The sequence below is a fragment of the uncultured Mailhella sp. genome (assembly GCF_944324575.1).
Lineage (GTDB): Bacteria > Desulfobacterota > Desulfovibrionia > Desulfovibrionales > Desulfovibrionaceae > Mailhella.
This window is the reverse complement of record NZ_CALUWV010000010.1, coordinates 16,665-28,730: the sequence shown is the minus strand read 5'-3', so window position 1 is coordinate 28,730 and position 12,066 is coordinate 16,665. Positions and strand designations below refer to the sequence as shown.

Genomic DNA, 12,066 nt, shown 5'->3' with positions numbered 1-12,066 from the left:
TGTCTTAAAAAGGATTCTGGAGCGTTTTTCCATTTTTCAGGCTGACGGTTCCACCTTCAGGCAAGGAGACGGCACGGAGCGTTCCGCCGAATGCGGAGCGCTCCCGTGACGGTCAAATCCTACGCGTCCTTTCCGAGCAGCCTGCCCCAGGGCTCGGGCAGTCCACGCAGCCGACCGTTGCGGAAGTCCGCCGCACTCATGGTGGACTTGCCCGCCGGACGAAGATGCGTCATACGGTACGCGCCCGAACCGCAGGCCACAAGGAGCGCGTCGCCGTCCATACCTACCAGCGTGCCGGGTTCGGCGTCCGGCGTCTTGTCCACGGGCTCACCGGGCTCAATGCGAAGCATGACGGGGTCCCGGCCCTCGACATGGAGCACGCTCTTTGCACCGGGCGCAGGAGTAAGACCGCGAATGATGTTGTGAACGGTTTTAGCGTCCATGGACCAGTCCACATATTCCTCGGCTGCGGAAATCTTGGCCGCATGGGTGGCAAGCGCCTCGTTCTGAGGAACGAAGGCCGCCCTGCCCTCGGCTATCATGCCGAGCGCGCCGACCATGAGTTTTGCCCCGTGTTCGGCCAGCGTGTCGAACAGCGTGCCTGCCGTGTCGTCGGGCTCTATGCTCACCGCCTGCTGCAGAAGTATGGGGCCGGAATCGAGCCCGGCTTCCATCTTCATGATGGTCACGCCGGAAATGGCGTCACCGTTCATGACGGCGCGCTGTATGGGAGCGGCTCCCCGGTACTGCGGAAGCAGTGAGCCGTGCACGTTGTACGGACCCATGACGGGAATGTCGAGCACGCGCTGAGGCAGAATCAGGCCGTAAGCCGCCACCACAAGCACGTCGGGTCTGAGCTCGGCAAGGGCCTGCACGTCGGCGTCGTCACGAAAATTGCGAGGCTGAAGCACGGGAATCCCGAGCTCAAGGGCAAGCTCCTTGGTGGCGGAAGCCTTCAGCTTCTTTCCCCGACCGGCCGGCCTGTCGGGCTGAGTGTAAACGGCCACGACCTCTCCGCCCTCCCAGGCGGCCACGGCTTTCAGAATGACCGCCGCAAAATCCGGCGTGCCCATGAACACGATGCGCAGTTTCGACATGGCTTCTCCTGCTTGAAAAAGAAAAGGCTGCCCTTTTCCTGATGATTCGTTGTCTTCTGCAAAAAACAAGGCGGAACTCGCCATGCTTTCTCCTGAAAGAAGTCATCACACTGTACGGCCTAAGCCCTCCCCCGTCCAGCCTTCCATCAGACTGTTTCCATCCGGTGCAAAGAATGCAAAAGCCCGGACCGACGGCCCGGGCTTTTGCTGAATGATGCGGAGAAGCGGCTTTTCGACTACTTTCTGCCCTTTCTCATCTTCTTGTCGTAAAGAGAACGCTTCAGATAACTCAGGTAGTCGATGAAGAGCTTGCCGTCGAGATGATCGGTCTCGTGCTGCATGCAGGCGCCGTAGTAGCCTTCGCCTTCGATGTGGACGGGATTGCCGTCGAGATCAAGCGCATCGAGCGCCACGCGGCGGGGACGCTTCACCTTGGCGCGCAGCTCCGGTACGGAAAGACAGCCTTCGTTTTCCTCATGGCCCTTCGGATCGAGCACGGTGACCACGGGATTGACGAATACCCGGAAATCCTGAGGCAGATCAGGATCGTTCTTTTCCTGCGACACATCGATGATGACCACGCGCTTGAGCACGCCTATCTGAGGCGCGGCAATGCCCACGCCGCCCACGGTGGTGAGGGTGTCGAGCATATCCTTGGCAAGAGCGCGGATTTCGTCGTTGATCTCCGCCACAGGTTCGCTGACCTTGGCAAGCGTGGGATCGGGATACTGAAGAACGGGACGAAGCATGATTTACTCCGCGGAAGCGCTGGGGGCGGGAGCCGCCTTTTCACGCAGTCGAATGCCCAGTTCACGCAACTGCTTGTTGTCCACAGGGGACGGAGCTTCGGTAAGCAGGCAGGCGGCCTTCTGATTCTTGGGGAACGCGATAACGTCGCGGATGGAAGAAGCACCGGTGAGCAGCATGGCCACGCGGTCGAGACCGAAGGCTATGCCGCCGTGAGGCGGGGTACCGTAGTCCAGTGCCTGAATGAAGTAGCCGAACTGAGCCTTGGCGGACTCTTCGGTGAAGCCGAGACCTTCAAACATACGGGTCTGATCGGCGGGGTTGTGGATACGGATGGAACCGCCGCCGATTTCGTTGCCGTTCAGCACCATGTCGTAGGCGCGGGCCTTGGCGCGGGCGGGATCGGTGAGCATTATGTCGTAGCTGTCGTCCTGCGCGGCGGTGAAGGGATGATGGCAGGCCACCCAGCGGTGTTCTTCCTCGCTGTATTCAAAGAGCGGGAAGTCCGTGACCCAGAGCAGGTTCCAGGTATTTTCGGGAATGAGGCCGAGCTTGTTTCCGAGCTTCACGCGCAGGCTGCCGAGGGCATTGTTCACAAGACCGGGCTCTCCGGCCTGGAAGAACACGATATCGCCCACTTCAAGGCCGCAGACTTCGGCAATGCCCGCCCTTTCCTGATCGGAAAGGAACTTGGCGATGGGAGACTGCCACTCGTTTTCATGAATCTTGATCCAGGCCAGCCCCTGAGCGCCGAAGCCCTTCACGAAATCGGTAAGTTCGTCGATTTCCTTGCGGGTCATGGTAGCGCCGCCGGGCACGCGCAGAGCCTTTACCAGCCTGGCGCCGGCAAAGAGCTTGAAAGCGGAGCCGTGCACAATTTCAGTCACGTCCTTGAGCTTGAGATCAAAGCGGGTGTCGGGCTTGTCGGAGCCGTAGTCGCGCATGGCCTCGTCGTAGGGCATACGCTTGAGAGGCAGCTCGATGTCCACGCCGAGCGCTTCCTTGAACACGCGGGCAATGAGGCCTTCGGCCATGCTCATCACCTGCTCTTCGTCCACGAAGCTCATTTCAATGTCTACCTGCGTGAACTCGGGCTGACGGTCGGCACGCAGATCCTCGTCGCGGAAGCAGCGGGCCACCTGATAGTAGCGGTCCACGCCGCTCATCATGAGCATCTGCTTGAACTGCTGAGGCGACTGGGGCAGCGCGTAGAATTCGCCCGGAGCCATGCGGCTCGGCACGAGGAAGTCACGGGCGCCTTCGGGGGTGGACTTGGTGAGATAGGGAGTTTCGACTTCAAGGAAGTCGAGATCGTTCAGATAATTGCGGCAGGCCTTCACAATGTTGTGACGCACGCGCAGATTGTGTGCCATGGAAGGACGACGCAGGTCGAGATAGCGGTACTGCAGACGCACGGACTCAGAGCAGTCGGTACGATCCTCCACGAGGAAAGGCGGCGTCTTGGCAGTGTTGAGCAGCTTCCATTCCAGCACAACGACTTCGATTTCGCCGGTGTGCAGGTTGGGATTGGTCATACCCTCGGGACGGGGACGGACGCGGCCCTTGATGGCGATGACGTATTCGCTGCGCAGAATATGGGCGTCCTTGTGGGCTTCCGGAGCGACTTCGGGGCTGAACACCACCTGGGTGAGGCCGTCGCGGTCGCGCAGGTCCACAAAGATGAGGCCGCCGTGGTCGCGGCGATACTGAACCCAGCCCATGAGGCACACGATCTCACCGTTGTTGGCAATGGTCAGATCGTTGCAGTGATGACTGCGCTTCCAGTCGCCAAGCGGCTTGATGTATCGGGCGTGTTCCTTCTGAACATCCACGACGGTCTTTTCGTTTTCTTCAAACTGGCTCATGACCATTCCTCTTTATTGTTCGGCATTCAGGCTGGCGGCCACATCGGCGCAGGACACTTCACGCTGCTCGCCAGATTCCATGTTTTTAATGATGACGCTTCCGGAGGCCAGCTCGTTGGTCCCCATGATGAGCGTGAAGCGCGCGCCGGATTTGCCGGCCTGACGCATGGTGGACTTCATGCTGCGGCTCTCGTAGCCCATGGTGCCGGAAAATCCCTCGCGGCGCAGGCTCTGCGCCAGAGCAAAGGCAGCATCACGGCAGGAGTCGTCCAGCACGGCCACATAAAAATCGGGATGAACTTCGGGAAGTTCCCGGCCTTCCAGCAGAAGGGCCAGGCGCTCCATGCCGCAGGCGAAGCCTATGCCGGGCACGGAAGGACCGCCGAGCTGCTCCACAAGGCCGTCGTAACGGCCGCCGCCGGCCACGGAGCCCTGAGAGCCTATTTCGTTGGATACCACTTCCCAGGTCGTGCGGGTGTAGTAGTCAAGACCGCGTACCAGACGATGATTGATCTCGTAGGGAACCTTTTCCGCATCGAGGTGACGAAGCACGGCCTCGAAGTGAGCGCGGCAGTCAGGGCACTCGTTTTCCAGAATCACTGGAGCGTCGGCCGTAAGCGCCTTGCAGTCCGGAACCTTGCAGTCCAGAACGCGCAGCGGGTTGGTTTCCATGCGGCGGCGGCAGTCCTCGCAGAGCTTCGACTGATCAAGGGAGGTCAGCCAGTCGTGAAGCTTCTGGCGATACTGAGGACGGCAGCTGGAACAGCCGAGGGAGTTGATCTGAAGCGTCAGATTCTTCAGTCCGAGCTTTCCGAGAAATTCCATCATCATGCAGATGATTTCCGCATCGGCCTCGGGTTCCTGGGGGCCGAGGCATTCGCAGTTGATCTGATGGAACTGACGCATGCGGCCCTTCTGGGGGCGTTCATGCCGGAACATGGGGCCGATGGTGAAAAATCTGCTCACGGCTTCGCGGGCATAGATGCCGCTTTCAATGTAGGCGCGCATGACGCCGGCCGTGGCTTCGGGACGCAGAGACATGGAACGGCCCTTACTGTCGGGAATGCAGTACATCTCCTTCTGCACCACGTCGGTTTCCGTACCGATGCCGCGGCAGAAAAGGTCGGTGTATTCCATGAGCGGAGTACGAAGTTCACCAAAGCCGTAGCGGGGAAACACCTCGCGGGCAGTGGCTTCCATCATCTCAAAAAGACGGCTCTGCGCCGGAAACTGGTCGGCAAAGCCCTTGATAGCCTGAATCTGTGCCATGAACGGACTCCAGCAATGTAGAAATAACGCATGAGGATAGGGCCTTTTTTTTCCGTTGTCAAAGAGCCTCCCCCCTGAGAACGAAGGGAGCCGGGAGTCTTCTGCGGACGCGTCTGCAGACGTCGGAGTCTGAATGGAAGCTCCGACGGAACTCTTCCTGTCAGGGCACGCAGCCCTTCAGGGCATTACCGGCGCTCCGGCCTCGTTCCCTGCATCTGACCCCGGATAGGAAACCAGCAGATAGTCCCAGAACAGCTGTTCGACAGCGGAAAGGTGTGCCGCCCGCACGGCATGAACAGGCGCAACCTTTTCCACGCCGGGAAACGGTATGTCCTTCTCCACCAGCGCCCCCGCGCGGACAAGCCGGCTGCATCGAAGCGTCTGTGCGGGCAGAATGACCACAGCCTCGTTGCGTATGGCGAGCGAAAGCACGTCCTCAATGTCCGCCAGACGGTACTCGCCGGCGAAGTAAGACGTGTAGTGCCTCGATATATGATTCAATCCACCGGAATAGTAGGCTATGTACTCATTTTTCAAGTCCTCGGGCGTGAGCGTATCCCGGGCGGCAAGCGGATGTCCCGCACCGAGAAACATCTTCCGCGTGACCGTGCCGAGAAAGACCGCCTCACAGCCGAGCCCCTTCACACGTTCAATCACCCGTCCTTCTCTGCCGTCCAGCACGACGGCAAGTCTGGCGCCGCGCCTGAATTCCTCCACGACGTCTCCGATGTATACGGGCCGCAGCCGCACCCCCATGTCTGGATGACTGCTTTTGAACGGATTGACGACAGTCTCCTTCAGATACTGAAGCATGGATACCTGTGTGTCCACGCAAAAAGAAACCGGCACATTGGCATTGCCGCATGAGCGCATCTCTTCGGTGAGCGCCATGATCTGCTGCGCCATGTCGAGCACCCGCTCCCCTTCCGGGGTAAGAGACACTCCTGCCCTGCCCTTTAAAAAAAGCTCCTGACCGACGTCCTGTTCCAGCTTTTTGAGAGCGGTTGAAACTGCTGGACGCGTCATCCCCAGCCGTTCCGCCGCGGCGCTTATGGAACCAGCGTCCGCTGTTGTGATAAAATATTCAAGCCATTCCAAACGCATACTGTGTTTCCTTTTAGGCTGTTAGTACTACAAACACCCCTTCCGGGCAACAAAAGATTGTGAAACGTCTAACGTAAACAAAACTTTCCAGATGGCCATAAAAAATTAATATTTCCCTTTTCGAACATTAAAGAGCATAGAATTGTATTGGATATCAGCAAGATACCTTCAGAGGGAAGCACTGCGCCCATGTTCCGGCTTGTGATTTTAATTCCTTTTGCAAAAACAGCGCCTTCCCTTTGGCTACAGAAAAAAAATACTGACATGTGTCATTTAGTACAAAGGTAAGAAAAAAGCTCACGTCCTTCATCGGGGGAAAGAACACCGCGGATTCTTCTCCTGCTGAAGGATCAACCTTCAACTACACACTGGGGAGTCCGGGCATGCTGAATCAACTGAGCAAGAACAGCCCATGGTATTACCTGCATACTGTAGTCACGCTGCTGATCATCTTCTGCTTTTTCAATGTCGTTCCCGCGGTGGAACCGCTGACGCCGCTCGGCATAAGGGTTCTGGGCATCTTCATCGCCGTCCTGTACGGCTGGGTATTCTGCGACGTTGTCTGGCCCAGCCTTATGGGACTCATTTCACTGGGACTTTGCGGCTACGGCAGCATAACCAAGGTCTTTGCCAGTGCCATGGGCAACAGCACCGTCATCATGCTTGTTCTGTTCTGTGCCGTGACGGCCATCCTGAGCTCTGCGGGCATCGCGGAATACATCTCCGCCAGAATGGTCGGGCTGAAAATAGTACGCGGTCGCCCCTACATGCTGACATTCATGCTCATGCTGGTCATGGTGGCCTTCAACCTGCTCGTGAGCGCCACGGCCGCCATCATGATGTTCTATCCTCTCGTCAAGGAAGTAAGCAAGCAGTTCGGCTTCAAGGCCGGTGACAAGTGGCCGATATTCGTCATTCTTTCCGGTTCCTACATCGGCTGCCGCGCCTATCAGCTGCTGCCCTTCAAGTCGGGCCCCGCCGTAGTCTACGGTTCCTACACGCAGTTCTTCGGCGTCAACGACATCAACTACGCCGCACATATGGCCTGTGCCTTCGCCATTCTGGCCGCCAGCATCGGCATCGTCATGCTGCTGTGCCGCTTCGTGTTCAAGCCCGACGTCACCCCCATCATCAACGGTTCCGCCTCGCTTTCCGGCGCCGACGTGGAGCTGACCGGCCATCAGAAGTACGTGCTCATTTCCTTCCTCGTTCTGCTCGTTCTGCTGCTCTGGCCCAACGTGGCTCCCAAGGACTGGGCCATCACCAAGTTCCTGAACACGATGACCACCAACGGCATTCTCATGGCCTACATCGCCATTTATGTCTTCATTCACTTCCGTGAAGGCATCGGCTTCAAGGAAATCCTCTGCAAGGAAATGTCCTGGCCCGCCCTTTACGTGACCATGACCTCCCTCACCATGGCCGCGGCATTCCAGGCCGACTCCACCGGCATCATGACCTGGATCAAGGAAGCCATGGAACCCTTCATGGCGGGCAAGAGCGCCCTTGTCTTCGTGGCCATCATCACCTTCCTCTGCATGGTCGTCACCAACGTTGCCAACAACCTGGCCTGCCTTGCCATGTTCTCTCCCCTCGCCTGCACCATCGGCATGAGCCTCGGCGGAGACATACAGATGCCGGCCATTCTCTTCAGCATTCTCATGATCGGTTCGCTCGGCATCATCACGCCTCCCGCCTCCACGCTCACCGCATACCTGTACGGTGAAAAGGAATGGCTCCCCGGCAACTGCGTCATGACCTATGGCATCCTGTACAGCCTCATCAACTGGGTTGTCGTCATGGTGCTCGGCTACGGTCTCGGTTCCATTCTGTTCTAATTCTTTCAGTGCTTCACTAAAAAAAAGAGAGTTTCATTCATGATTCCCGCGTACATCAAAAAATATCCCAAGATGTTCGAACCTCTGACCATCCGTCGCGGCAGGAACGAGTTCGTGTTCAACAACCGCGTCATGATGTCCCCCGTGGGCATCTGCGCCACCGGCGGCGGTGCGGACAACGGCCGTATCAATATCTTCGGCGTGGACTACTGGACCGGCATCATCCGCGGCGGTTTCTCCTCCGTGTGCCTGCCCATGGAAATTCCCTCCAACGGCAGCCATGAAGGCGTGTTCGACTTGAACCCCAAGAAGTGCAACTACATGAACATGCACCTTCTGCAGCGTTCCGTTCACGCCTACAACGGAAAGACCTTCGCCGAACTCATCCACGGCGGCCGCTGCATGACCCGTCCCGACGTGCCGCTCATCGGCGCGAGCGACTCCGAGTATCAGGGCCGTCACGTGAAGGGCATGGACGCCAAGGACATGCAGGACATCATCGACATGTGCGTGGAGTTCGCCCATCAGGCCAGACGCGCTGGCTTTGACGGCATCATGATTCACTTCGCCCACGGCTGGCTCTTCCACGACTTCCTCTCCCCCCTCACCAACAAGCGTACCGACGAATTCGGCGGTTCCGTGGAAAACCGCTGCCGCTTCCCGCTCATGGTGCTCAAGGCCGTGCGTGAAGTCATAGGCGACGACCTTCTCATCGAACTGCGCCTGACCGGCAACGACGAAATGGAAGGCGGCATAGAACCTGAAGACGCGGCCCAGCAGGTCCTCATCTTCCAGGACTACGTGGACATGATTCACATAAGCTGCGGTACCCGCATCGACGTGACCAGCCGTCCCCGCATGACCCCCACGAGCTTCTTCCCCACCGAGCACAACGCCTACGCGAGCGCCATCGTGAAGAACACTCCCGGCGTGCGTATTCCCATCGGCACCGTCGGCGCCATCGGCGACCCGGTCCGTACCGAAAAGCTGCTTGAAGAAGGCAAGGCCGACTACGTGCTCATCGCCCGTGCCGCCATTGCCGACAATGAATGGGTGAAAAAAGTCAAGGAAGGCAGAGAAGAAGACATCCGTCCCTGCCTGCGCTGCAACATGTGCCTCGACCACGGCCGCAGAAAGTCCAAGATCAAGGGCAAGGAACTGGTCATGGCCTCCGAAGTGAGCTTCGACCGCCGCTGCGCCGTGAACCCCCTTTCCATGCAGGGCGCCACGAAAAAGATGTTCCCCGCTCCCGAGCGCAAGAAGAAGGTCGTGGTGGTCGGCGGCGGCGTGGCCGGCATGAACGCCGCCCTGAGCGCCGCCGAACGCGGACACGAAGTCACCCTGTACGAAAAGACCAACAAGCTCGGCGGTCAGGCACTGCTTTCCGACGGCATGTGGTTCAAGCAGGAAATGAAGGCCTATCACGAATGGCTGGAGCGCCAGGTACGCAAGAACGGCAACATCTTCGTGGTGCTCAACACCGAAGCCACCCCTGAAATGGTGTCCGACATCAACCCCGACGCCACCATCGTGGCCGTGGGCGCAAAGCAGATTGTGCCCCCCATCCCCGGCATCGAAAAGGCCACCATGGCCTTCGACGTGTTCGGCAACGAAGACAAGGTGGGCAAGAAGGTCGTCATCATCGGCGGCGGCGACATCGGCTGCGAACTTTCCATCCATCTGGCCGAAAAGGGCCACGACTGCACCGTGGTGGAACTCACCCACTTCCAGGCCGGCAACGCCGAACTGTGCATCCGCATGTCCATCCTCCAGTTCATGGAAAAGAACAACGTCACCACGCTGCTCGACACCAAGGCCACGGAAATCACCGACGAAGGCGTGTGGGTGGAGAACGAGAACGGCAGAACCCTGCTGCCCGCCGACACTGTCATCGTCTCCGTGGGCACCACGCCCCTCAGGGAAGAACGCGACAGCTTCCGGAACGTTTCCTACGACGTCATCAACATCGGCGACTGCAAGAAGGCCTCCAACATGCAGCACGCCGTGGAAACGGGCTTCGACGCGGGCCTTATTCTGTAACTTTCCAGCTTCACAAGAACTCCCCGCCCTCTGTCTCTCCCGGAAGGCGGGGAAAGCCGGGCGACGCGGCCCTTTCAGCTACTCCTGCAGCGCAGAGCCGCGTCGTCCATAAAGGAAATTTCCATGAAACCCATCTATAAGGAAAAGTATCCTCATCTGTTCCAGCCCATGTACGTGGGCAAGAACAAGGTCCGCTTCAACAACCGCGTGCTGGTCGGCCCCATGGGCTCCGGCGCCACGGGCGGCGGCGAGGACAGCGACGGCCGCATCAACACCTTCGGCATCGACTTCTGGATGCGCTACATTCAGGGCGGCTTCTCCTCCGTGGCTCTTCCCATGGAAGTGCCCATGGAAGGCAGCCATGAACATATGTTCAACCTGAACCCCAAAACCTGCAACCAGATGAACTTCCAGCGCCTGCAGCGCGCCGTGCACGCCTTCAACGGCAAGACCTTTGTGGAATTCATGCACGGCGGCCCCTACATGCGCGACGGATTCAAGAAGATTTCCGCCGATGACGAACCCCATCTCGGCGCCGTTGCGGCCACGAAGGAAGAACTGGAAGAAATCGCAGCCATGTTCGGCGAATACGCCCACTGGGCGCAGATTGCCAACTTCGACGGCATCATGCTCCACTACGGCCACGGCTGGCTGTTCAACTACTTCCTCTCTCCCCTCACCAACCACCGTACCGACGAATTCGGCGGCTCCATCGAGAACCGCTGCCGCTTCCCGCTCATGGTCATCAAGGCCATCCGCGAGACCGTGGGCGACAGCATGCTCATCGAGCTGCGCATGAACGGCAACGATGAGGCCGAAGGCGGCATCACTCCCGAAGAATGTGCCGAACAGGTGAAAATCTTTGAGCCCTACATCGACATGGTGCACATCACCTGCGGTCATCGCGTGGACGCCATGACCCGTCCCAAGCAGTGCCCCACCGGCTTCGACCGCACCGCCCACAACGCCTACGCCAGCGAAATCGTGAAGAAGTCCGGCGTAAAGATTCCCGTGGGCACCATCGGCGGCATCTACGATCCCGCCGTGGCCGAAGAAGTGCTGGCCAAGGGACAGGCCGACTACGTGCTCATGAGCCGCTCCGCCATGGCCGATCCTGAAATCATCAAGAAGGCCAAGGAAGGCCGCGAAGACGACATCCGTCCCTGCCTGCGCTGCAACTACTGCATGGACCACGGCCGTCGTGTGGCCATTTCCAAGGATCTGCACCTGCTCGCCTACCCGAGCTACGACCGTCACTGCATGGTCAACCCCCTGCAGTTCCAGAGCGCCCAGAAGCTTCGCATTCCTCCGGCGGAACGCTCCAAGAAGGTCGCCGTCGTGGGCGGCGGCGTGGCCGGCATGGAAGCCGCCATCAGCTGCTCCATGAGAGGCCACAGCGTGGTGCTCTATGAAAAGACCGACCGTCTCGGCGGCCAGGCCCTTCTCTCCGACCCCATGTGGTTCAAGAAGGAAATGAAGAAGTTCCACGAATATCTGGAACGCCAGGTAAAAAAACGCCCCTCCATCACCGTGGTATACAACACCGAAGCCACGCCCGAAATCATCGACCAGAACGACTTTGACGCCGTCATCGTGGCCGTGGGTGCGGAACAGATCGTTCCCCGCATCCCCGGCGTGGAAAAGGCCAAGATGTCCTTCGACGTGTTCGGCCATGAAGACATCGTGGGCAAGAAGGTCGTCATCATCGGCGGCGGCTCCATCGGCGTGGAGCTCGGCATTCATCTGAACGGCCTCGGCCGTGAGTGCACCGTGGTGGAAATGGGCGAATTCATCGCCGCCAAGGCCCAGCTCACCGAACGTACGGCGTATCTGAACGCCCTCAACCAGTACAATGTCAAAACCATGGTCAACGCCCGCTGCACCGAAATCACCGACAAGGGCGCCCAGGTGGAAACCCCCGAAGGCCCGAAGTTCCTCGAAGCCGACACCGTCATCATCGCCGTGGGCACCAAGTCCCTCGCGGCGGAACGCGACAAGTTCATCGACACCGCCTTCGACGTCATCAACGTGGGCGACTGCGTGGAAGCTTCCAGCATCGTGCATGCCGTGCACTCCGGCTTCGACGCCGGTCTCACGCTCTAAAAC

Annotated in this window: 8 protein-coding genes; 3 read left to right on the top strand and 5 right to left on the bottom strand. The window is 59.0% G+C overall.

Going from position 1 to position 12,066, the window contains the following annotated elements:
• Positions 1 to 119: 119 nt before the first annotated feature.
• The 5 genes from fmt to Q0J81_RS02345 form a co-directional block, all read right to left on the bottom strand.
• Positions 120 to 1,097, bottom strand: coding sequence for a methionyl-tRNA formyltransferase (gene fmt, locus Q0J81_RS02365; protein WP_294445833.1), 978 nt, complete (start codon positions 1,095 to 1,097; stop codon positions 120 to 122).
• Positions 1,098 to 1,333: 236 nt separating this feature from the next.
• Positions 1,334 to 1,846, bottom strand: coding sequence for a peptide deformylase (gene def, locus Q0J81_RS02360; protein WP_294445832.1), 513 nt, complete (start codon positions 1,844 to 1,846; stop codon positions 1,334 to 1,336).
• Between the two features lie 3 nt (positions 1,847 to 1,849).
• Entirely contained in the window at positions 1,850 to 3,709 is a 1,860-nt protein-coding gene (aspS, locus tag Q0J81_RS02355; protein WP_294445830.1) for an aspartate--tRNA ligase, read from the bottom strand.
• 12 nt (positions 3,710 to 3,721) lie between these two features.
• Positions 3,722 to 4,978 carry a histidine--tRNA ligase gene (gene hisS / locus Q0J81_RS02350; protein WP_294445829.1) on the bottom strand — a complete coding sequence of 419 codons (1,257 nt, stop codon included), beginning with the start codon at positions 4,976 to 4,978 and terminating at the stop codon, positions 3,722 to 3,724.
• 177 nt (positions 4,979 to 5,155) lie between these two features.
• Positions 5,156 to 6,082, bottom strand: coding sequence for a LysR family transcriptional regulator (locus Q0J81_RS02345; RefSeq protein WP_294445828.1), 927 nt, complete (start codon positions 6,080 to 6,082; stop codon positions 5,156 to 5,158).
• 383 nt (positions 6,083 to 6,465) lie between these two features.
• Between Q0J81_RS02345 and Q0J81_RS02340 the strand changes: the two genes are divergently transcribed.
• The 3 genes from Q0J81_RS02340 (at position 6,466) to Q0J81_RS02330 (ending at position 12,063) form a co-directional block, all read left to right on the top strand.
• Complete coding sequence (locus tag Q0J81_RS02340; protein ID WP_294445827.1) at positions 6,466 to 7,920, top strand: SLC13 family permease; 1,455 nt, start codon at positions 6,466 to 6,468, stop codon at positions 7,918 to 7,920.
• 39 nt (positions 7,921 to 7,959) lie between these two features.
• Positions 7,960 to 9,960: an NAD(P)/FAD-dependent oxidoreductase gene (locus tag Q0J81_RS02335; protein ID WP_294445826.1), complete on the top strand. Its 2,001-nt coding sequence runs from the start codon at positions 7,960 to 7,962 to the stop codon at positions 9,958 to 9,960.
• A gap of 123 nt (positions 9,961 to 10,083) precedes the next feature.
• Positions 10,084 to 12,063: an FAD-dependent oxidoreductase gene (locus Q0J81_RS02330; protein ID WP_294445825.1), complete on the top strand. Its 1,980-nt coding sequence runs from the start codon at positions 10,084 to 10,086 to the stop codon at positions 12,061 to 12,063.
• Positions 12,064 to 12,066 lie beyond the last annotated feature (3 nt).

Bases quoted from the DNA above. Each gene is read 5' to 3' on its own strand.
- fmt (WP_294445833.1), bottom strand. From the start codon at position 1,097: ATGTCGAAACTGCGCATCGTGTTCATGGGCACGCCGGATTTTGCGGCG.
- def (WP_294445832.1), bottom strand. From the start codon at position 1,846: ATGCTTCGTCCCGTTCTTCAGTATCCCGATCCCACGCTTGCCAAGGTC.
- aspS (WP_294445830.1), bottom strand. From the start codon at position 3,709: ATGAGCCAGTTTGAAGAAAACGAAAAGACCGTCGTGGATGTTCAGAAG.
- hisS (WP_294445829.1), bottom strand. From the start codon at position 4,978: ATGGCACAGATTCAGGCTATCAAGGGCTTTGCCGACCAGTTTCCGGCG.
- Q0J81_RS02345 (WP_294445828.1), bottom strand. From the start codon at position 6,082: ATGCGTTTGGAATGGCTTGAATATTTTATCACAACAGCGGACGCTGGT.
- Q0J81_RS02340 (WP_294445827.1), top strand. From the start codon at position 6,466: ATGCTGAATCAACTGAGCAAGAACAGCCCATGGTATTACCTGCATACT.
- Q0J81_RS02335 (WP_294445826.1), top strand. From the start codon at position 7,960: ATGATTCCCGCGTACATCAAAAAATATCCCAAGATGTTCGAACCTCTG.
- Q0J81_RS02330 (WP_294445825.1), top strand. From the start codon at position 10,084: ATGAAACCCATCTATAAGGAAAAGTATCCTCATCTGTTCCAGCCCATG.